The sequence below is a fragment of the Mesorhizobium sp. genome, from assembly GCF_004963255.1.
Classification (GTDB): domain Bacteria; phylum Pseudomonadota; class Alphaproteobacteria; order Rhizobiales; family Rhizobiaceae; genus Mesorhizobium.
Window position 1 is genome coordinate 1 of the sequence record NZ_SUGA01000031.1, and the last position, 21031, is coordinate 21031.

General features: G+C 66.0%; 21 protein-coding genes and 1 tRNA gene. 4 read left to right on the forward strand and 18 right to left on the reverse strand.

From position 1 onward, the window contains the following. Positions 1 to 163 precede the first annotated feature (163 nt). Positions 164 to 240: transfer RNA gene (locus E5X34_RS24925), tRNA-Met, on the forward strand. A gap of 144 nt (positions 241 to 384) precedes the next feature. Here E5X34_RS24925 and E5X34_RS24930 read toward each other — a convergent pair. The 7 genes from E5X34_RS24930 to E5X34_RS24960 form a co-directional block, all read right to left on the reverse strand. Continuing rightward, positions 385 to 1674: an FAD-dependent oxidoreductase gene (locus E5X34_RS24930; RefSeq protein WP_292570240.1), complete on the reverse strand. Its 1290-nt coding sequence runs from the start codon at positions 1672 to 1674 to the stop codon at positions 385 to 387. Then, the gene (locus E5X34_RS24935; RefSeq protein WP_292570243.1) at positions 1667 to 2416 is read right to left on the reverse strand and encodes an ABC transporter ATP-binding protein; all 750 of its coding nucleotides are present in this window, start codon (positions 2414 to 2416) and stop codon (positions 1667 to 1669) included. Before E5X34_RS24935 ends, E5X34_RS24930 begins: the two co-directional genes overlap by 8 nt. Beyond that, positions 2340 to 3170, reverse strand: a complete 831-nt coding sequence (locus tag E5X34_RS24940) for an ABC transporter ATP-binding protein (protein ID WP_292570246.1) — start codon at positions 3168 to 3170, stop codon at positions 2340 to 2342. The genes E5X34_RS24935 and E5X34_RS24940 overlap by 77 nt, the downstream gene beginning before the upstream one ends. Beyond that, the gene (locus E5X34_RS24945; protein ID WP_292570249.1) at positions 3167 to 4162 is read right to left on the reverse strand and encodes a branched-chain amino acid ABC transporter permease; all 996 of its coding nucleotides are present in this window, start codon (positions 4160 to 4162) and stop codon (positions 3167 to 3169) included. The genes E5X34_RS24940 and E5X34_RS24945 overlap by 4 nt, the downstream gene beginning before the upstream one ends. After that, entirely contained in the window at positions 4162 to 5112 is a 951-nt protein-coding gene (locus tag E5X34_RS24950; protein WP_292570251.1) for a branched-chain amino acid ABC transporter permease, read from the reverse strand. Before E5X34_RS24950 ends, E5X34_RS24945 begins: the two co-directional genes overlap by 1 nt. Positions 5113 to 5262: 150 nt before the next feature. Then, positions 5263 to 6375: a branched-chain amino acid ABC transporter substrate-binding protein gene (locus E5X34_RS24955; protein ID WP_292570254.1), complete on the reverse strand. Its 1113-nt coding sequence runs from the start codon at positions 6373 to 6375 to the stop codon at positions 5263 to 5265. A 139-nt stretch (positions 6376 to 6514) separates the two neighbouring features. Further along, the gene (locus E5X34_RS24960) at positions 6515 to 7285 is read right to left on the reverse strand and encodes a GntR family transcriptional regulator (protein WP_292570256.1); all 771 of its coding nucleotides are present in this window, start codon (positions 7283 to 7285) and stop codon (positions 6515 to 6517) included. Between the two features lie 110 nt (positions 7286 to 7395). Between E5X34_RS24960 and E5X34_RS24965 the strand changes: the two genes are divergently transcribed. Then, positions 7396 to 8154, forward strand: coding sequence for an NAD(P)-binding domain-containing protein (locus tag E5X34_RS24965; protein WP_292570258.1), 759 nt, complete (start codon positions 7396 to 7398; stop codon positions 8152 to 8154). Between the two features lie 27 nt (positions 8155 to 8181). Here E5X34_RS24965 and E5X34_RS24970 read toward each other — a convergent pair whose 3' ends face one another. From E5X34_RS24970 to E5X34_RS25000, 7 genes are all read right to left on the reverse strand, one after another. Then, positions 8182 to 8931: an SDR family oxidoreductase gene (locus tag E5X34_RS24970; protein ID WP_292570260.1), complete on the reverse strand. Its 750-nt coding sequence runs from the start codon at positions 8929 to 8931 to the stop codon at positions 8182 to 8184. Between the two features lie 29 nt (positions 8932 to 8960). Next, positions 8961 to 9884, reverse strand: a complete 924-nt coding sequence (locus E5X34_RS24975) for a 3-hydroxyacyl-CoA dehydrogenase NAD-binding domain-containing protein (RefSeq protein ID WP_292570262.1) — start codon at positions 9882 to 9884, stop codon at positions 8961 to 8963. A 2-nt stretch (positions 9885 to 9886) separates the two neighbouring features. Beyond that, entirely contained in the window at positions 9887 to 10750 is an 864-nt protein-coding gene (locus E5X34_RS24980; RefSeq protein WP_292570264.1) for a hypothetical protein, read from the reverse strand. Between the two features lies 1 nt (position 10751). Further along, a complete protein-coding gene (locus E5X34_RS24985; protein ID WP_292570266.1) occupies positions 10752 to 11075 on the reverse strand; it encodes an NIPSNAP family protein in 324 nt (107 codons plus the stop codon). Positions 11076 to 11149: 74 nt separating this feature from the next. After that, complete coding sequence (locus tag E5X34_RS24990) at positions 11150 to 12430, reverse strand: acetoin dehydrogenase dihydrolipoyllysine-residue acetyltransferase subunit (protein ID WP_292570268.1); 1281 nt, start codon at positions 12428 to 12430, stop codon at positions 11150 to 11152. Positions 12431 to 12441: 11 nt separating this feature from the next. Continuing rightward, positions 12442 to 13416, reverse strand: coding sequence for an alpha-ketoacid dehydrogenase subunit beta (locus E5X34_RS24995; protein ID WP_292570270.1), 975 nt, complete (start codon positions 13414 to 13416; stop codon positions 12442 to 12444). Position 13417: 1 nt separating this feature from the next. After that, positions 13418 to 14389, reverse strand: coding sequence for a thiamine pyrophosphate-dependent dehydrogenase E1 component subunit alpha (locus E5X34_RS25000; protein WP_292570271.1), 972 nt, complete (start codon positions 14387 to 14389; stop codon positions 13418 to 13420). A gap of 102 nt (positions 14390 to 14491) precedes the next feature. On the opposite strand from E5X34_RS25000, the gene E5X34_RS25005 reads away from it, so the two are divergent. Further along, the gene (locus E5X34_RS25005; RefSeq protein ID WP_292570272.1) at positions 14492 to 15238 is read left to right on the forward strand and encodes an SDR family oxidoreductase; all 747 of its coding nucleotides are present in this window, start codon (positions 14492 to 14494) and stop codon (positions 15236 to 15238) included. A 42-nt stretch (positions 15239 to 15280) separates the two neighbouring features. Here the strand turns inward: E5X34_RS25005 and E5X34_RS25010 are convergent, their stop codons facing one another. Genes E5X34_RS25010 through E5X34_RS25025 form a run of 4 tightly spaced genes read right to left on the reverse strand, consistent with a single transcriptional unit; the run spans position 15281 to position 19142 of the window. Then, the gene (locus E5X34_RS25010) at positions 15281 to 17020 is read right to left on the reverse strand and encodes a cobalamin-dependent protein (protein WP_292570274.1); all 1740 of its coding nucleotides are present in this window, start codon (positions 17018 to 17020) and stop codon (positions 15281 to 15283) included. Continuing rightward, positions 17017 to 17823 (reverse strand): alpha/beta fold hydrolase, encoded by an 807-nt coding sequence (locus tag E5X34_RS25015; RefSeq protein WP_292570276.1) that lies wholly within the window; start codon positions 17821 to 17823, stop codon positions 17017 to 17019. The genes E5X34_RS25010 and E5X34_RS25015 overlap by 4 nt, the downstream gene beginning before the upstream one ends. After that, positions 17823 to 18596, reverse strand: a complete 774-nt coding sequence (locus E5X34_RS25020; RefSeq protein WP_292570277.1) for an aspartate dehydrogenase — start codon at positions 18594 to 18596, stop codon at positions 17823 to 17825. Before E5X34_RS25020 ends, E5X34_RS25015 begins: the two co-directional genes overlap by 1 nt. Before the next feature lie 9 nt (positions 18597 to 18605). Continuing rightward, the gene (locus E5X34_RS25025) at positions 18606 to 19142 is read right to left on the reverse strand and encodes a cupin domain-containing protein (RefSeq protein ID WP_292570279.1); all 537 of its coding nucleotides are present in this window, start codon (positions 19140 to 19142) and stop codon (positions 18606 to 18608) included. 152 nt (positions 19143 to 19294) lie between these two features. On the opposite strand from E5X34_RS25025, the gene E5X34_RS25030 reads away from it, so the two are divergent. Further along, a complete protein-coding gene (locus tag E5X34_RS25030) occupies positions 19295 to 20899 on the forward strand; it encodes an FAD-dependent oxidoreductase (protein ID WP_292570281.1) in 1605 nt (534 codons plus the stop codon). The last annotated feature ends 132 nt before the right edge of the window (positions 20900 to 21031 follow it).

Here is a 21031-nt window from a genome sequence, read left to right on the forward strand (position 1 = left end):
ACGCGGGAGAGTAGGTCGCTGCCAGGTCTGCCAAGCGCATGTTCACCCTCACATCTTCTCATTACGATAAAGGCCCGCCAACGGGACCACGGGCCGCGTAAGCGGCCCTTTCTCTTGGCGGATCCCTTGATTCCGGTAAGCGCAAACTTACCTCTAAGGTTGACGCGGGGTGGAGCAGCCCGGTAGCTCGTCAGGCTCATAACCTGAAGGTCACAGGTTCAAATCCTGTCCCCGCAACCAATCCCAAAACAGCCCGCGAAAGCGGGCGTTTTTGTATCTGGCTGACAGTGGCCGGCTGATTTGAATTGTCATCAGGGGCCCGCAACGAGGCAAAGCCGACGGCGCATATCGCCGTGCACGTCCTGAAACTGCCTGGCCTGGATCTTAGGAGCGCTGGTCCTGAAAACGGTTCCAGGCATGCATGCGGTTGGCTACCTGCACCGCGATCGGATGGTAAGGAACAGGCTTCATGGCGGTCACCGGCAGCGGCATCTGCCCGTCGGTACGTCGGCCCGCCGCCCAGCGGCCGATCTCCTGACCGAGCGACATGGATAGCGCCACGCCGCGGCCGGAATAGACGCCGCCAAAGACGAGGCCGGGCGCCAGCCGGTAAAGCCGCGGCTTGCGGTCGGGCACCACGGCGAAGGTTCCGTGCCAGTATTCCACCATTTGCGGTTCGCCGCCAAACGCCCGGAATGCCTTGCCCAGCATGTGCGAGACTTTTGCGCGGCCGCGGTCGGCCTCGTCGTGCCAGAAAGTATGCGTGCCGCCGCTGACCAGCCGATTATGGCGGTCATAGTGGAAATAGCGGAGGTCGTTGCGCATGTCGGACACGGCCGGATTGCCGACCAGGATCCTGGCGCGCAATTCGTCGGGCAGGGGATCGGTCGCAGCCTGGAACACCTTGAAAGGCACGAGTGTCTTCTTCAGCCCCGGCCAGATGTCGCCGGTCAGCGCATTGGTCGCCAGAATGACCTCCGGCGCCGTGACGCTGCCCGTTGCCGTAAAGACGCGCCAGCCGCCTTCCAGCCGCTCGAGCCGCGTCGCGCGCGAGTTCTCGTAGACGGTCACGCCTTCGCGCTCCAGCGCGTCCGCAAGCCCGACAGTCATGGCGAATGGATTGATATGGCCCGAATTGTGGACCATCCAGCCGCCGAGATAGGGGCTGCCAATGCGCGCGCTCACTTCCGCGCGGTCGAGCCAGGAGACATTCGCGCCGAAGGCTTTCCATTCGTCGTGGAATTGGCGAGCGCGGGCCAGAGTCGCCTCGGTGTGGGCTGGCTGGATCCAGCCTTCCTGCACCTGATGGGCATCGATGTTGAAGCGCTGCATCAGGCCGAAGGCGACGCCGGCCGCGTCCGCCACCATGCGATTGTAGCGGGCGCCGACGGTCTTGCCATAGGCGGCCTCGAATTCCGAGGGCGACGCCTTCGAGTGATGCGAGATGACGAGGCCGTTGTTGCGGCCCGAGGCAGCCGATCCGATCTCATTGCCTTCCAGCAGGATGACGTCGACGCCGCTGTCGCGCGCGCCGAGCGCCGCGGCCATGCCGGTGAAGCCGCCGCCGACGACCAGCACATCCGTCTTCAGATCGCCTTGCAGCGCCGGCGCCGCTTCGCGCGAGCGCGCGGTCTTGCGCCACAGATGCGGCGTCTTCCAGTCCACCTCAAACATGAAGGACCGCCTCGCTGGCGCCGCCGAGATAATGCTCGCTCAATGCGGAGTGCTCGGCCATCTCCTGGGCGGGGCCGTGCAGCTTCACCTTGCCGGTGTTCAGGAGATAGGCGTAATCGCCGCATTCGAGCGCGAGCTGGACGTTCTGCTCGACAAGCAGGATCGAGATGCCGTTGCGCGACAAGTCGAGGATGATGCGGAAGATCTGATGCACGATCTTCGGAGCAAGGCCGAGGGAAGGTTCGTCGAGCATCAACAGCTTCGGCTCGGCCATCAGCGCGCGGCCGATCGCCAGCATCTGTTGCTGTCCGCCCGACATCCGGCTCGCCACGCTGTTGCGGCGCTCCTTGAGCACCGGGAAAAGATCGAAGGCCTCGGCGCGAAGCGCCTCGAAGCTCTTGCCGGCGCGGCCGATATGGGCGGCGACCAGGTTCTCCTCCACCGTCAGGCGCTGGAAGATCTGGCGGCCTTCCGGGCAATGGGTGATGCCGAGGCGCACCACCTGTTCCGGACGCATGCCGGTGATGTCGCGTCCTTCGAACGCGATCGCGCCTGCGCTTGCCCGCGCGACGCCGGAGATTGAGTTGAGCAGCGTCGTCTTGCCCGCGCCGTTCGGGCCCAGCACGACGACGATCTCATTCGGATCGACCTCTATGTCGATGCCTTCAAGAACGCCGACGCGCCCGTATCCCGAGCTGAGCCCGGCGATCCTGAGCAGCGGCCCGGATGTCGTCGATGTCATTGGCGGTTCCCAGATAGGCGAGTTGGACGTCGGGGCTCGCCTGAACCTCGGCGGGCGTGCCCTGGAACAGCAGCTTGCCGTGGTGCATGACGATGATGTTGTCACAGAGCGACATGACCAGATCCATGTCGTGCTCGACGATGATGGTGATCCGGTCGGGCAGGCGCTGGGCGGCCAGCCTTGCGGTCAGTTCCGCCGTCTCGTGATGATTGAGGCCGGCGGCCGGCTCGTCGAGCAGCAGCACGCGCGGATTCGGGACCAGCGCTCGGGCAATCTCCAGCATGCGCTGCCGGCCATAGGGCAGGCTGCCGGCGTCGCAGTCGGCGTAGCCCTGCAAATCGAAGAAGCGCAGGATCTCCATGCATTTCTCGCGCCGGCTTTCACGCCTGGCCAAGGCATAGGGCGGCCACATCACTTCCTTCCATGTGCCGGCGGCATCGGCCGGGTAGAAGCACACTTCGAGGTTCTCGAGCACCGTCATCTGGTCGAAGAGCCGGATGTTCTGGTAGGTGCGGGCCACGCCGGAATTGGCGATCTGGTATTTCTTGAGTGTGTCTAGGCGCTTGCCGTCGAGCGTGATCGATCCCGAGGAGACGCTGTAGGAGCCGGCGGTCATGTTGATCAGCGTCGACTTGCCGGCGCCGTTCGGCCCGATCACGCCGTGGATGAGCCCGGGAGCGAAGGCGGCCGTCACGTCGTCGATGGCGACGACCTGGCCGTATTGCTTTCGCAGTCTGTCGAAGGCCAGGGTCATTTGCCGAAAAGCCTCCGGATGAGCTTGTCCGGCCCGAAGCTGCGCGGCACGATTCCCGCTGGGCGCACAATGATCAGGAAGATCATCAAGAGCCCGAGGAAGAGGATGCGCCATTCGGCGAACTCGCGCAGCACCTCGGGCAAGAGCATCAGGATCGCGGCGCCCGCCACGATGCCGAGAATGTTGCCGATGCCGCCGATCACGATCATCAGCACGATCAGCACCGATTCCTGGAGCGTGAAGCTCTCCGGGCTGACGAAGCGCTGGGAGGCGGCGAAGATCGCGCCGGCGATCGAGCCGATCGTCGCTGACGTCGCGAAGGCAGCAAGCTTGGCGTTGGTCGTGTTGATGCCGATGCCGCGAGCGGCGTCCTGGTCCTCGCGGATGGCCGCCCAGGCCTTGCCGAGGATCGAGCGCTCCAGCCTCCAGACCAGGACGCCGGCCACCAGCACGGTGACGAGCAGCAGCCAGAAGAAATCGATCGGACGGGCGACCTGGATGCCGAGGATCGAGGCCTTGTCGAGGCGCGCTATGCCCTTCGGCCCACCGGTGAGCCAGTCCATATTGTTGATGATGATGCGGATGATCTCGCCGAAGCCAAGTGTGACGATGGCAAGGTAGTCGCCGCGCAGCCTCAGCACCGGTATGCCGAGCAAGATGCCGGTGACGGCGCCGAGGCAGGCTGCAACCAGGAGGATGAGCAGGAACGGCCAGTGCAGGTCGAGCTGAGGGCTGGCAAGCAGCGCATAGCTGTAGGCGCCGACCGCGTAGAAGGCGACGAAGCCGAGATCGAGCAGTCCCGCATAGCCGATCACGATGTTCAGCCCGATGCCGAGCAGGATGTAGATCAGCAGGCTGTTGATGACGCGGACATAGTAATTGGGCAGGAAGGGCGTCGCCACGATCAGGGCGAGGGCGATGGCGAAGAAGAGGAACGAAACGGCCCGGCCCGAACGCGGCCTGGTGGCGGTGAGGGTCCCGGCGGCAGACATCAGAACTCCCTCTTGTACACGATGCTCTCCTCGGACACGGCCTCGCCCAGAATGCCGGCGGGGCGGACCAGGAGCACGAGTATGAGGATCGCGAAGGAGAGCACGTCGCGGTATTCGGTGCCGAGCACGCCATGGGTGACGACGGGCAGCAGCGCCGTTCCGCCAACCTCGACGAAGGCCAGGATGAAAGCGCCGAGCATGGCGCCGGGAATGGAGCCGATGCCGCCGAGGATCGCCGCGGTGAAGGCCTTCAGCCCGATGACGGCACCCATGGTCGGCGACATGATGCCGTAATAGCTGGCATAGAGGATGCCGCCCGCCGCGCCGAGCAGTGGCCCGACGAAGAACACCATCGAGATCGCACCGTTGACGTTGATGCCCAGAAGCTGGGCGGTGGGCCGGCTTTCCGAGACGGCGCGCACGATGATGCCGATGCGGCTGCGGTTGACGAGAAAATGCAGGCCGAACATCAGTGCGAAGGCCGCGACCAGGATGCCGATCTGCACCGAGCTGACCGTGCCGCCAAGCACCTCGTAGCGAACGGAAGGAAAGAAACTGGGAAAGGCGACCGGCTGCGGTCCGGCGAGGATCTGGATGCCGGTGACCAGTGAAAGCGACACGCCGAGCGAGGAGAGCATCGGCGCGAGACGGGTGGAATTTCGCAACGGCTTGTAAGCCACCCTTTCGATGCCGACGCCGATGATTCCGACCACGAAGATCGCAACGACAAAGGCCGCGGTGAGCGCGATCGCACCCGCGGCGCCGACATCGCCGATCAGCATGGTGAGCAACAGGAAGGCGACGTAGGCGCCAAGCATGAACATCTCGCCATGGGCGAAATTGATCATGCGCAGCACGCCGTAGACCATGGTGTAGCCGAGCGCGATCAGAGCGTAGATGGCGCCGATCGTCAGGGCATTGACCGTCTGTTGAATGAGGTTTCCCAGCATGGGCTGGCGTCCCTGTGCAATGGGTTCCGCCCGGCAGGCTCAGCCGGGGAGGGGAACGATCAACCTGGCCGCAGCGCTCTGCGTCGGGTGCGGCCGCAAACAAACGAAGGAGCCGCCCGCCAAGGGGCAAGCGGCTCCGGCGCGCAATCGCTATTTCTGGCCGACGAGATGGAAGTCCGAGCCTTCGACCTTGTAGAGGTAGGATGGGGCGACTTTGAGTTCGCCGGTCTCGTCGAATTCCAACTCGCCCACGGCGGTCTTGACCTTGACCGCGTGCAGCGCGGCGTTGATCTCCTCGCGCTTCAGCCCCTTGGTCGTCTTGAGCACCTGCTCGAGGATTTGGCCCTGGACATAGCCGTAGATCGAATAGGGGCCGGCTTCCTCGCCGTATTTGGCCTTGTAGAGCTTGGCGAAGTCGGCGATCGCCGGAGAGGCGTCCATCGGCGGCACCTGGATCGCGACCAGCGTGCCCTGGATGTTGGCCTCGCCGGCCTGCTTGATGAGGTCCGGCGTGTAGCCGCCATCGGGGACGATCAGCGTGGCGCTGATGCCTTGCTCATGCATCTGCTTGGCGAACAGCGCGAGCTGCGGCATGACGGCGCCGAGATAGATCACGTCCGGCTTCTTGGGCTTGATCTGCGCCAGCACGGCGGTGAAGTCGACGTCGGTCGGCGCGACCGCGATGGTATCGAGAACCTTGCCGCCGCCCGCCTCGAAATTCTTGGCGAAGATTTCCGAAATGCCTTGCCCGAAGACCTGCTTGTCGTTGACGACGAGCGCGGTCTTTGCGCCGAGCTTGCCGAGCGCGTATTCGGCCGGCAGCAGCGCACCCGCCAGGTCGTTGGCAACCGGGCGCACCATGAACTTGTAGCCCTGCTTCGTCAGCGACGGGTTGGAGCCGAAGGTCATGGTCGGCAGCGAGCAATCCTCATAGATCGGCAGAGTCGACTGGGCGACGCCGGAATTGAAGTTGACGAGGCCGAGGACCACCTTGTCGTTGTCGCAGAATTTCTGCGCCACCAGCGTTCCTTCGCGCGGGTCCGCCTTGTCGTCTTCCTGCTCGTAGGCGATCGTCACGCCGTTGACCCCGCCGTCGGCGTTCAGCTTGTCGACATAGAGCTTGAAGCCGTTGTGCCACGTGGTGCCGAAATAGGCCTGCGGGCCGGAGAGCGGAGCTGAAAGACCGACCGTGGCCTCCTCGGCCATGGCCGGCGCCGCGAACAACGATGCTCCCAACAGGAGCGTGGCAGTGAATTTTCCCATGATGGTTCCCCTTGGCTACTGGTCACGACGGGAGCGGCCGTTCCGGTCTTCTTCTCCTTGATCGTCATCGAAGCAGACAAAGAGATCGTCGTCAAGAAAGTGTCTACACTATTGCGTTCAATTTTGTGCTCAGATACGATTATGTGTCGCGGGCCCTTCGCCGGCGCTTCAAATCCGCGCCGTTTCCCGGCGCGAAAACCCTGAGCAGCGCGTCTTTGAGCGCCTGCTGCGTGGCGGAGACGGTCATTTCGATATGCTCGCGCAACAGTTTCATGCCGTTCTCGGCGTCTCGCTTGACGGCGGCGGCGACAATCGCCGAGTGGGCGGTGACCTGCGTCTTGTCGTGCGAGGGGTGCTCGATCTGGATGCGGCGGATGAAGCGGATACGGGCATTGATAGAGGCGAGCTGGCCGACGAGTTCCGGATTTCCGGAGAGCTCGGCGATGAGCAGGTGGAAGCCTTCATCCTCGGCCAGGATGACATCGGGCGCCTGGTCGCGATAGCCGTCGACGATCGCCTCCCAATACTGCCGCAGGCGGTCGATCTCGCCGTCTTCCGCGCGTTCGCACATCAGCTTGAAAGCGGCGCATTCGATGATCGAGCGCAGCTCGTAAAGGTCGAGCAGTCCCTCGGTGCTGAGGCTTCTGACGAAGAAGCCGCGATTGGGCGTGAGCGAGACGAAGCCTTCGGATGCGAGCCGGTTCAGCGCCTCGCGTATCGGCGTGCGCGAAACGCCCAGGCCGCGCGAAAGCTGCACCTCGTTGATCCGCTCGCCCGGCTTGAGCGTGAATTCGACCAGAAGCTTGCGGATGGTGTTGTAGGCTCGTTCGCTGCTATCGGCGGTGCGACGCGTATCGGCCTCGCCGGCGGGGAGCGGATCGTTGTCGGTACTCTCGGCGCGTTCGGTCATGAGGGCTCCCATCTGATTTGCGTGCAACTCGTGTCGACACTTTGCGATGCGTCTTTCTTTCCCAAACCGGCGCGAATGGCAAGCGAGAGGTTCGAGTTGAGGGGGCGGCAATGATCCTGGGAGTTCTTGGCGTCGGCCATCTGGCAGCCTCGATGCTGGCCGGGTTTCAGCGCTCCGGGCTCGGCCCCGAGAGCATCCTTCTGTCGCCGCGCGGCAAGGCGGCGGCACTTTGCGCCCGGCACGGCTTCCGGCTCGCGGCGGACAACCAGGATCTCGTCGAGCGGGCCGACATCGTGATTCTCGCGGTGCGGCCTGCACAGGCGCCAGAGGTTATCCGGGACTTGCCCTGGCGCAAGGGGCAGCTTTTGATCTCGGTTTGCGCCGGCGTGCCGCTGTCGCGGCTTGCCGTCGCGCCCGCACGGGCGGTGCGCGCCATGCCGTTCACCGCCGCCGAGATCGGCGCCAGCCCAACGGCCTATTTCCCAGACATCGAAGAGGCTCGCGCGGTTCTCGGCCGGCTCGGCCCGTCGATCGCCTTGGCCAGCGAAAGGGATTTCGAAGTGGCAACGGTCAGCGCAGCCGTCTACGGCTGGGCACAGGACCTGATCCGCAAGACTGCCGAATGGTCGAGCGCCGAAGGCCTCGATCCGGACATTGCCCGCCGGCTGGCAGCCATGACCTTCGCGGCCGCCGGCAAGCTGATCGCTGAAAAGCTCGAGCCGGTGGACCAACTGCTAGAGGAGCTCGTGACACCTGGAGGCATCACCGAGCGCGGCCTGCAGGTCCTGTCGGCGCGTGGCGTGCCTGCCGCCTGGAACGAGGCTTGCGCGGCGGTGCTCGACAAGCTGACGGCGCAGGCGCCGGGCTGATCGCGCGAAGTGTCCCGGCCGTCGCCCTCACCGTTGCGGCGCGGGTGGATAGACTTGGCCGCCGGCGGCCTGTTCGCTGGGCGCGACGATGAGCTCGGCCATATCGACGTGATCCGGCAGGCGCAGCGCCGAAACGAGCACGGCGGCAATGTCGGCCGGGTGCAGCGGCCGCTGTTGCGAATACATGCGCTTTCGCAGGCCTTCGTGGTCGCCGTCGAAGGCCTGGAGGTAGAAATCCGTCTCCACGCGCCCGGGAGCGATCTCGGTCAGCCGCACGCCGGTGCCGGCAAGGTCGAAGCGCAGGATGCGGCCTGCTTGCGACAGCCCGGCCTTGGCCGCGCCATAGGCAGTGGTGCCGGGAAAGACGGCGCTGCCCGCCGTGCTGGTCAGGTTGAAGATATGGCCGCGCTTGCGCGCGATCATACCGGGCAACAGGAGGCGGATGAGCTGCAGCGGCGCGGTGAGGTTCAGCGCCACCACCTCGGCCGTTTCCTCGGCACTCTGTTCGTGCAGGGGGCGCACCGTGGCCAGGCCGCCGGCATTGTTGACCAGCACGTCGATTTCCGCCGCACCGAGCGCGGCTGCGATCTTTTCCACGTCGCGGACATCGGCGACCAGCGGCCTGACTTGCGGCCCCAGCCGCTGCCGGAGGTCAAGCAGCGCGTCGTTGTTGCGCGCCAGCGCATGGACGGTCAGTCCTTCTTCCACGAGGCTTTCGACGATCGCGGCACCTATACCTTTCGAGGCACCAGTGACGAGGGCATTGCGATACTCCATGGCCGTACTCCCGGGGTGCGATGCGATGATCAGAGCGCGCCGTGCTTGGCGACTGTCTTGAGAATGCCGACGAGCCCGGTTTCCCGCGCCGCCTTCAACTCCTCCTGGCCGCGGCCATTCACCGCGGCATTCGTCGAGGCCGTGATCGAACGGACCGTATCGCTGTCGAGCCTGGCATCCAGGAGCGTGTCCCAGATTGCCTGGTAGGTGGGGCCGTATTTGCGCAGGAAGTCTTCGATGCCGTCCGCGTTGAGCATGTTGGAAATGAAGGATCCCTGCAGGGTCCATTTCGGTCCTGGCCCGTACATGAAGGCCCTGTCGACGTCCTCGACCGAGGCGACGCCGTCGCGCACCAGCGCTATCGCCTCGCGCCACATCGCCGCCATCAGGCGCAAGGCAATATGGCCGGTCACTTCGCGGTTGAGCGTCACCGACTTCTTGCCGATGGCCTCGTAGACGGCGCGCGCTCGCTCGATCGCCTGCGGATCCGTCGCCTTGCCGCCGACGATCTCGACCAGCGGCATCAGATGCGCCGGGTTGAACGGATGGCCAAGCACGATGCGGTGGGGCAAACGGCACTCGGTCTGCATGTCGGAGACGAGAAGCGCCGAGGAAGAGGAGGCGATGATGACCGCGTCGCCGACATGGTCCTCGATCTCGGCGAGCAGCCGGCGCTTGAGTGGCAGATCCTCCGGACCGTTTTCCTGGACGAAGTCGACGCCCTCGAGCGTCTCGGCCAGCGTCTGGAAAAACTGGACAGCGCCGGGCGCCGGCGAGGGGCCTTTCAACGCGTCGAGATCGGCCATCAGGGCCGACAGAACGTCATGGAGGGTTGCCTCGCGCCGATCTGTCGGATCATAGACGCGCACGTCATGTCCGGCGTGCGCGAAGCAGGCCGCCCAGCGCTGTCCGATCACACCGAAGCCGACCAGGCCGATCGTCAGCTTTTCCATCGTCAGGCCCTCCTTCCATCGAGCGCGGCGCGGAAGGCTTCATTGAGATCGTTCCACGGAATGAGCAGGTCGAGCCAGGCGCCGATCCGTCCGGCAACCAGGATCGCCTCGTCGATCAGGCCATCGAACGGGTATGCGTCGCCCATCGCCGCCTTGAGCCGGAAAAGCAGCGCCGGCGTTTCCTCCATATGGCAGAAGTCGCGAAGGCGCGTCGCCGCCTTGTCGAGCGCCAGCGCGGCGGCGTGGCGCCGCATCGCTTCGCCCGTTCCGCGCTCGGCGCGGATCCACCACAGGAATTCATGCAGCACCCGGGCTTCCGATTCGGCGGTGAAGACGGGTCCCGCCGGATGCATGATGGCGCGCGAGGATGTCGCCTGGCCGATGTCGGACGGACAAGCGCCCCAGAGCGCCTTGCGTGCCGCGACGATATCCTGCGGCAGCGGCGATGGCGCCGGCGGCGCGGGGACACGGCCGTCCACCCTGGAAAGCGTGCCTTCGAGGATGCGGCGGCCCTGGTCTTGCTTGAGCGTGGCGGCGAGCTCGGCGATACCCTCCACCGGCGCGTCGAGATGGCCGAGCACGGTGACCTCGGCATTCTCGGCCTGCAGCGGCGCGAAGGTGATTTCGAGGAACTGCCGCACCGGCCAGTAGATGAAGGTGCCGGCGCTCGCGGCAAGCACATGCGTTGCGCCTTCCAGATCCTCCACGAAGGGCGCGTGCCAGTAGATGTGGCTGCCGGCGATTTTGGGCGTGTGCAGTTGCAGGCGCATGGGCAGGGCCGAAAGCAGCGCCCGGCGGGTGCGATCGGCATCGCCCGTGAGCCTTATCGGCCAGTTTTGCCCTTCGGCCGAGAAATTCAGGTCCATCTTATTTCCCGGGATTGAAGAAGGAGACGGGCTTCAGGATCTGGTTGCGCATGTCGAGCAGATAATCGGTCTCGATGACCTTGCGGCGATAGGCCTGCCATTCCGGATCGGCCTCCATGCGGTCGCGCCGCTCTTCCCGGTCGGCAAGGCTCGCGTATTTCCAGAGATGTACGGTGCGGGAGAGATCGCCGATATGGGTCTGGAAGAAGCCGAAGGGCTCGCCCAGATAATGCCGCTGCATGGGCAAGCCGACATCCTCATAGAGCTTGAGGAAATGCGGCAGCTTGTTGGGGCGGGCGGTGTAGGTGCGATGGTCGAAGATCATCTCGGTTGCTCCTTCTGGTCGTGGTCCGGCGTCGCTTGAGCCGTCGAAATCGTGTCTGGTCTGTCGAATCGGGCTCAGCCGCAGCTCCGAACCGTCTCCGCGATGAGCCTGGCGGTCAGCGCCGGCGCTTCGATCTGCGGCACATGGCCGATGCCGTCGAGGAGATGGACCGCGGCAAAGCCCGGCGCGCGGGCCGCGTGGGCGGCCGGTATGACGCGGTCGAGCCGGCCCCAGACAAGCCGCGTCGGCACGCCAAGTTCGGCTAGCGCCGTCGTCAGGTCGAAGCCTTGCGTTCCGTCGGGAAACAGGGTCTCGGCCATCGTGGCTAGCGCGCCGCGATTGCCTGTCTTGTCGATCTGCCTGAGTGCTGCTTGCGCATAGCCGGCGGGCAGGGCTGCCGGATTGCCGACCATGACTGCCAGCCACCGCTCCAGTGCCTGGACGCTGGTCGCGCGGGCAAACCCGGCGATGAAGCCCGCATTGATCTCGGGACCAAGCCCGCCTGGGGCAAAAAGGGTGACCGAGCGCACCGTGAGGCGACCGAGCCGGGCGAGCGCAAGGGCCGCCGCGCCGCCCAGCGAATGGCCGGCGAGATGGGCGTCCCGTACGCCGAAGGCGTCCAGGCGATCGGAGAGGTCGAAGGCGATCTCCTCGATATCCTTCGCGGGCCGCGCGGCTTCGGCGCCGTGGCCGGGCAGGTCGAGGCTGATCGTCTCAATTCCCGGTTCGAGCAGCGGCACGACCTGCCGCCAGACGGAGCTGTCGGCTCCGAAGCCATGCAGCAGCAGCACCGGTGCCGTTTGTCGCGGCGGCGCAGCAGCGGGCGATGCCACCGCGGCCCGGGCCACACGGATCCCGCCAGGCTCGTCCTGACGCGCGGCGAGAGCGGCGTCGATATCGCGCTTCTTGATGCGGCCTCTGGGACCGCTTCCGGCAATGGTCGAAAGATCGAGACCCGCCGCGGCGGCAAGCCGGCGAGCGAGCGGGCTGGCGATGGCGCGTGTGCCGCTCCGGCTGGCGGGGGAAGAGGCGTTGCTTGCCGCGAGCAGAGGACTGGCTGCCGACGATGTCGCGGCCGGTGTGCCGGCCGAGACGGTCCGGCCCGAGGGCCTCTCGTCGGCGATGGTGCCGAGCACCGCGCCCACCGGCGCTTCCTGCCCTTCGAGGAAGAAGATGTCCGCCAGCCAGCCATCGCGGTCGGCTTCGATCTCGGTTGCCGCCTTGGCCGTCTCGACGGTGACGACAAGATCGCCGGCCTTGACCGGATCGCCCGGTTTGGCCGCCCAGGCGACCACCAGCACGGCTTCCATATATTCGCCGCCGGCGCTGTCGATGCTGATTGGATGGATGGCCATCGCCGTCTCCGTCACTTCAGCGTCGTCAGCGCGGCGGCGCGGATCTTCTCGGCACTCGGCAGCATCGCCGTCTCGAGCGGCTCGGAATAGGGGATCGGCATGTCCGGCAGCGTGACGCGCGCGACCGGCGCGTCCAGCTCGTCGAAAGCGTGATCCATGATCGTGGCCGACAGCTCGGCGGCATAGCCGCAGAAGCGCCAACCTTCATTGACCACCACCGCATGATGCGTCTTGGCGATCGAGGCGACGATGGCATTGACGTCGAGGGGGCGCAGCGACCGGAGGTCGACGATCTCGGCCGAAACGCCGTCCGTGGCCAGAAGATCGGCGGCCTTCGACGCCTCGATCACCATCTTGGACGTGGCGAAGACCGAGATGTCGCTGCCCTCGCGCACAATCGCCGCCTTGCCAAGCGGCACCGTGACGTCGCCGTCAGGCACCTCGCCGCGGATATTGTAGAGCAGCTTGTGCTCGAGGAAGACGACAGGCTGATCGTCGCGGATGGCCGCCTTCAGCATGCCCTTGGCGTCGGCCGGCGTCGAAGGCGCGACGACCTTGATTCCGGGAATATGCGCGACCATGGAATCGAGCGCCTTGGAGTGCTGCGCGCCGGCGCCGGCGCCACCACCGCCCTGGGTGCGCAGCACGAAGGGCATCTTCACCTGGCCGTTCCAGATGTAATTGTAGATCGAGGCCTGGTTGACCAGCGCATCGAGCGTCAGCGGCATGAAATCCGCATACATGATTTCAAGCACCGGCCGGGTGCCGGTCATGGCGGCGGTCACCGCCATGGCGGTCAGCGCCTGTTCGGAGATCGGCGTGTCGCGCACCCGCTTTTCGCCGAACTCCTCCATCAGTCCCTTTGTCACCTTGAAGACGCCGCCATAGCGGGCGATGTCCTCGCCGAAGAGGAAGACGGAAGGGTCGGCCTGCATTTCCTCGCGCAGCGCGGCATTGAGCGCTTCGGCATATCGCATCATCGCCATGTCAATGCGCCTCGCTATAGGGATTGCAGGCTTCGTCGATCATGAATTCCGGCATCGGGTCGGAAAGCGCGGCTTCGAACGCCTCGTCCGTCTCGGCCCTGGCGGCGGCCTCGATCGCGGCGAGCCGCGCCTCGTCGACCTTTTCCGACAGCGCCTTGCGCGAGATCAGCAGGGGGTCGCGCGCCTTCCAGGCTGCTATGTCCTCCGGTTTCTGGTAGCCGCCCATGTCGGAGGTGGAGAAGCCTTCGACGCGATAGGTCTTGCATTCGACCATGCCAGGACCCTCGCCGCGCCTCGCCCGCTCCACCATGGCCGACACGGCGCGGTAGACGGCGACCGCGTCGTTGCCGTCGACAATCTCGGCCGGCATGGCATAGCCGGCTGCCCGGATCGACAGATCCGCGACCGGCGACTGGACGTCGGAAGGAACCGTCAGCCCGAACTGGTTGTGCTCGAGCACGAAGACGACCGGCAGCTTCCAGAGCCCGGCCATGTTCATCGCTTCGTGGCAGATGCCGGTCTGGGCGGCGCCGTCGCCGAAGATGCACATGGCGACATTGCCGGTGCCGAGGATCTGCATGGACAACGCCATGCCGGTGGCGGCGGGAATGCCGGCGCCGACGATGGCATTGCCGCCGATCACACCCTTCTCGGCGTCGGCGACCAGCATGTGCCCGGCGCGCCCGCCGCAGGCGCCGGTGGCCCTGCCGAATATCTCGGCCACCACGGGACGCATGGCCATGCCCTTGCCGATATAGACGGCATGACCGCGGTGCGTCGTGGCCACCTTGTCGCCGATCTCCAGCGTCGCCGTCGCGCCGACGCCGACAGCCTCCTGGCCGTCGCACCGGTGGATTGGACCGCGTGTGCGCCCTTCCTTGTGAAGCGCTCCGAGCCGCTCTTCCAGATGCCGCACGAGCAGCATCCGGCGATAGATTTCCAGCTGTTGTTCGACGGAAGGAGTGTTCTTCACGGCTATCCCCGATTTCGTGCCGAAATTAAATACAAAAGTGTCGACACTTTGCAAGCACTTCTGCAAGATGGGGTGAAAACAAGTTGCAAAAGGGGACTTGCCATGCGGCTCCAGGACAAGGCGGCCATCGTCACGGGGGCCGGTGCCGGCATCGGCGCCGCCGTCACCACGCTGTTCGTGCAGGAGGGCGCCCGCGTGCTGGCTGTCGACCGCGACGGCGCCCGGGCCAGCGAAGTGGCGGACAGGACCAGGGCCCTGGCGATGGAGGCGGACGTCTCCGACGAGGCCTCCGTCGCGGCAATGGTGCGCTACGCTCAAGAGGCTTTCGGCCGGATAGACGTGCTGGTCAACAATGCCGGCTACGGCATTCGCGGCTCGGTCGTCGACACCTCGGCAGGAGATTGGGACGCGCTGATGGCGGTGAACCTCAAGGGCGTCTTCCTGTGTTCCAAGCATGCCATTCCCGTCATGGCCGCCGGTGGCGGCGGGGTCATTGTGAACACCGCCTCGAACGTCGCCCATGTCGGACTTGCCGACCGGGCCGCCTATGTGGCCTCGAAAGGCGGCGTCGCGGCGCTGACGCGCGCCATGGCGCTGGACCATGCGGGCCAGAACATCCGCGTCAACGCGGTGGCGCCGGGCGTCACCTGGTCGAGCTATTTCGACAGAATGCTGGAAACCCATCCCGACCCGGAGGGATTTGTCGCAGCCCTCAATGCACGCGCGCCGATGAACCGCGTCGCGCAGCCGATCGAGATCGCCAATGCGATATTGTGGCTCGCCAGTGGCGAATCTTCCTTCGCGACCGGGTCGATCCTGACGGTCGACGGCGGCATGACCGCCTGGTGAGCCCAGGCTCCGTTGCATCACGGCGGCGCGTCCTTCGCGGCATCAGGCAACGGGCGGGATGGAGCGCAGAGCGGCGAGCATCTCGTCGAGGTCGGCGCAAGGCAGGCAGCCGAGGTTGGCGATATCCTTGGTCACGTCGACCGGCAGGCCCGAATTGGAGTCCTTGGGCACCTCGTTCAGCCGCCCGCCGATCAGGACCGGCAGGGCAAGTCCGCGTGCCGCCATAGCCGCTTTCAGCGCCTGCGCATAGCGCAGCGCCACGCCATTATAGGTGCTGACCGCGATGGCGTCCGCGCCGGTTTCGGCGGCGCAGGCGACGAGCGCCTCCGGGTCAATGGCCACACCGGCATCGGCGATGGCGACGCCCAGGCCCTCGAGCGCCTGCTCGACGAGATATTTGCCATGCTCGTGCACGTCGGTGGTGCCGATGCAGACGGTGAGGTTCCTTGAGGCCTGCATCTGCCTTTGCGCCGCCACCCAGCTTGCCGCCTTGTCGTTGAGCTCTCGCGCCCATTCGGCATGGATCAGCGGCGCACGTCCGCGCTGGCCGATGGCGCCCGGACCGAAAAGCGCTTCCAGGCGTTTCGGCCCGATGCGGCGGATGGCCAGCATCAGAGCGGCGGGATCATCCATCGCGACCCCGCGCTCGGCGAGGCCGGCGAGAGCGGAATCGGCAAAGCGCCGCCCGCCTTCGACCAGCACGTCCGCCATCGCCTCCACCCTTGTCCAGTCGAGGATCGGGTCATAGAAGGGCGCGTGCAGCGTTAGCCGGTGGGCGAAGGTCTGCGCGTCGATGATCTCGTCGACATCGGGAATGCGCTGGTTCTCCGTCACCGGCACGGGATTGACCGCATGGCCGGAGGGCCATCGGCCCATGGCGAGTATGTCGGCCAGGAGATAGCTCGCCAGGCTCGCGTAATTGCCGGCCGGCGTCGACTGATAGGAGACGGTGTTGCCGAAGATCATTGTGCCCGGCGTCTCGGTGACCCGGACCAGGGCCGCGTGAAAGGCGGCGCGCGACAGCGGATCGCTGAAATGATGGCCGTAGCAATGGCCAAGGCGCGCGCCGATCAGCGTCTCGACGATGTGCTTTTCCACCAGCACCATGCCGAGCGCGCAGGCCATGTCGATGAAAAGCCCGGCGAAGCCGTCGTCGAGGTTGGAATGGACAAGGATCTCCGCATCCTGCGCGGCGATCAGACCGAGCGCGGTGACGGTCGCTTCGGTGGTCGCCACGTCATCGTCCCAGTAAGGCAGCCGGAAGGTGAAATACTGTCCGAGATTGCCTATGGCCGTCGCTCCGGCGGCAATCGCCGCGCGGGTGTTTTCGACTGCGCCCGGCAGGCCGAGCATGAAGTCGCCGAAATGGGCGGCGGCGGGCGCGGCGTTGGTGATGCGGGCGAAATCTTCCGGACCGGTCAGCACAATGCCGGTGCCGCGCGCGGCCTTGGCGCGCATGGCCTGCGGATAGCCCATCGACCAGTCCAGCGTGATGCCGAAACGATCGACCGTCACGCCTGCCTTGCGGCATTGCTCATGCACCTCGCCGATCGCCGCGATGGTGCGGTCGACGCTTCGGAAGCCGATATGCGCGTGCTGCATGACCCGCCTTTCGGTCGCCGCCTTGCGTTTCCACGCCGCTTCCGACGGCACACCGGCCTCGGTGAGAAAGCGGCAGGTGCCGAGCCGCCAGTCGCGGGCCATTATGCGCCCCTCGGCAAGCAGGACGGCCCCCGGCTTGAGGCGCGGGTCGATGAGTGCGGGAGCGGCGTCGGCGGTCATGATATCTGCTGTTCGGTTTCGGCAATGAAGCGACGGATGATGGCGGCGAACCCCTCGGGATCGGCGAGGGGATGGAAATGCGCGCCCGCGATGGACGTGTATCTCGCCGCCGGTATCGCGGCTGCGATGGCTTGCGACAGGGCAGGCGGCGTCACGACATCGCCGATGGCGGCGATCACCTGGACCGGGGCCGCGATACGCGGCAGGTCGGCGAGGCGGTCGTGGTCGAGCAACATGCGTACGCGCGCGGCCGCGACGGCAAGCGGAGCGAGCGTCCGGGAGGCGGCGGCGACCGCGGCTTCGAGCTGCTCCTCATGCGCTTCGAGATAGGAAGGCTCGTGGCAAAGCACATGGCCAAGGCGCTGATAGGTTTCAGCCATGCCGGCCTCGAGCAGCTCGGCGCGGGCGCTGAAGAGCATACGGAAGCGCGCATCGGCCTGTGCCCAGGAACTGCTGATCGTGTAGCTGAGCCCAAGGCCGGCGTGATCGAGCGCGAGCACTTGCGCGATGGCGCCGCCGGTCGAATGCCCGATGATGTGCGCCGGCCCGTCCGTGCTCGCCAGCAGACCGGCCACGTCACTCGCAATCAGCGGAATGGAATAGGGGCCCTCCGGGCGGTCGCTGCGGCCGGCGCCGCGATGGTCGGTGACGATAAGGCGATGGTCGACCTCGAGCAGGCGCGCCACGCCGGCCCAGAACCGTCCGTCCCCACCGAGCCCCGGGATGAGGACCAGGCGCGGACCGTTCGCGCCAAACGTTTCGTAATGGATGCGGCATCCGTCGGCGGCGGTGAAGAACGCCATCAACGGCCTCCCATGTCGAGCAGGTCGCGCAGCGCCGCAGCCACGCTGAGCGCCGTCAGCGCCGACGTCTTCGGATTGCCCGGCGAAGGTGTGTTGGCGAGGCGGAAAGCGGCGGTGCCGGCCGCGCTCTCGGCCTCGATTTCATGCGTGTTGCCGGCTGCCTTCGGATCGGCGATCGCGCGCACGGTGACCTTGTCGGCGCCAACTGCCAGCGCCACAGCGAAGGCGGCGTTCAGGTTCTTCGGATAGGCCCTCGCCGCTTCCTGGGGCGTGCCCTCGAACAGAGTCACTGCTTCTTGCCCGGCGGACAGGCCGAGGGCCGCAAGCTCCGCCTTCCAGGCTGCCGGCGGCTTGCGCGAGGTGTAGCGCACCCGCGCGTCGGGAAGCGCCGCTATGGCGCGGAGATAGTCGAGGCCGCCCAGGGCGCCGGCGGGCAGGACGAAGCGCGTGCCGCCGATGCTGCCGGCGGCGGCGAGGCGTGTCTGAAGCGCAGCGTCGGCGAGAGCGCCGACCGAGGCGATGACGGTCGGGATACCGGCTTCGAGCAGTGCCGGCACATAAGCGGCGACGGCCTCCTGGCCCGCCGCTTCGACCACGGCTGCGGGGCGCGCGTGGGTCAACAGATCGAGCCGGGTGACCGCCCTGACATTCGCCGGCAATACGGGGCTGGCGCCTTCGCGCAGGAGCACCACCCAATCGACCGCGTGCGCTGGAAAAGCCGTCACGATGTCACGCGCGATCGCGCCATAACCGATGAGACCAAGCGTCGTCATCGGGCTGCTTCAGGGGTTTCGGCTCAGGGGATCGAACTTGTCCACGATGTCGGCGCCGAAGACCGTCTTGCGCTCGATCTCCAGCACGTTTTCCGGGCGCGGGAAGTTGGACGGCACACGCTCGCCCGGCTTGCGCGGCTTGCCGATGAGGCGGAAGAAGTCCTCGAGCCCATTGGGCACGATCAGCCAAATCCAACGAAGCTGTGTCTCGCCGTCGTTGATGAACATGTGCCTGACATTCTTCGGCAGGAACACCACGCTGTCGGGCCGTATCGGATACTCCTTGCCTTCGACGACGGCGCGGCCATGGCCTTCGATCACATAGATCGCCTCCTCGTTGCGGTCATGCGTGTGTTCACGCACGTAACCGCCGGGCGCGACCGACTGCGTGCCGAGCGCGAACGGGTGCTCCATGCCGACGATATGGGGCGCCAGCGCGACATCGATATGGCCGTTCGCCGGCACCGGCTGCCAATAGCTTTCGCGCGTTTCGGACCCGGAAATATGAATGCCGGAAGGAGCAGGTGGAAGGTGGGTGTCGTCCATGGCTCTGCCTGTCGGAAGGGGCTGCAAGTGAGCATGCGGGAGAATGCCGCTCACCGAACGGAGCGTATAACGCAAAAACTGTCGACACAATAGTAGACAGATTTAATTTCCCGAACCTATAGTGACGCCGCGATGACAGCAGAGGGACCGCAATGGGCGAATTCGACGTTCTGGTTATCGGTTCGGGATCGGCGGCCTGTTCGGCGGCGTTGCGGGCCGCCAGGGGCGGTCTCAAGGTGCTGGTGATCGAAAAGAGCGAGTGGCTGGGCGGCACTTCGGCCATGTCTGGGGCCGGGGTCTGGATACCCGCCAACCATCTGGCGGCGGGCGCCGGGGTTGCCGACAGCCGCGAAGATGCGCTGAGCTATCTGCGCGCCGTGGCGCCGCAGGGCTGGGCGCGCAAGGAAGATGCGCTCTGGAGCGCCTTCGTCAGGGCCGCTCCCGATATGTTGCGGTTCCTGGCCGACAACACGGCTCTCGACTTTCGCCTGGTCAACGAGCCGGATCCCTTCGCCGAAGCGCCGGGCGGCAAGCTTTTCGGCCGCATGGTCTCGCCGAGGCCGCTCAGCCGCCGCATCCTGGGCAAATTTGCGCCGCGCCTGCGCCGCTCCACTTTGCCGCACAGCTTCAGCTATCAGGAGGTCGTCGATCTCGACCTCTATCATCACCCCATCCGCGCCGGCCTCAGGCTGTGGCCGAGGCTGCTTTGGCGGTGGCTGACGAATTCGGGCGGGCAGGGCACGGCCCTCATGACCGGGCTCATCAGGGGCTGCCTGGACGCGGGCGTCGCCTTTCAGCTGGAAACGCGCGCCGTGAGTCTGCTTCAGGAATCGGACTCGCGCGTGATCGGCGCCGAGGTTGAGTGCGAGGGCCAGCGCTTGGAGCTTCTGGCGCGGCGTGGCGTGATCATCGCGACGGGTGGCTTTGAGTGGGATGCCGAGATGCGGGCCCGCCATTTTCCCGGTCCGCTGGATCGTATCGGCAGCCCTCCCACCAATGAAGGCGACGGCCAGAAGCTTGCCGCTTCCGTCGGCGCGGAACTGGATCGCATGGACCAGGCGAATGTCTATCCCTGCCTGCCGACGCGCTATCGGGGCAAGCCGCATGGCCTGCCGATGACCTTTCAGGCCGAGCCGCATTCGATCGTGGTGAACCGCGATGCGAAGCGCTTCGTCAGCGAGAATGATTTCAACATCGGCGAGGCGATCGATGCGCGCGGGGCGGACGGCGCGCCGGTGAACCTGCCGTGTTATCTCATCGGCGACCACCGTTTCCTGAAAACATCGCTGCCGTTCCGCTGGTATGCCTCCTACGAACGTCAATGGCTCAAGAGGGCCGACACGATCGGTGGCCTCGCCGCAAAGCTCGGACTGCCGGCGGCGGCGCTCGAAGACACGATCGCCCGCTGGAACGGGTTTTGCGCCAAGGGACGCGACGAGGATTTCCGCCGCGGCGAGAACGGCTGGGAGGATTACAAGGCGCACGGTCCCGAGAACCGCCTGAAGCCGATCGACAAGCCGCCCTATATCGGCATGACGATAAACCGCTCGATCCTCGGCACAAAGGGCGGTGCCCGCACCAACGAGCGGGCGCAAGTGCTGAGGCCGGACGGCTCGATCATTCCCGGGCTCTACGCGGCGGGGCTTGCCATGGCCAATCCGATCGGCACGCGCGCCGTGGGAGCCGGCACGACCCTCGGCCCGAACATGACCTGGGGCTTCATCGCCGCCGAAACCATCCTTCACCAGAACCGATGATCGCTCCGGGGCGAATGCGCATCGTCGGCGGTGTCCGGCCGGCCTGAGTGCGTGTCCTGTCGACGGCCGGCTCGGGGAAAGTCGATTTCTCGTGAGTGGTTCATGACCTGTGCAGGCGAGCCCGGCCGCTCT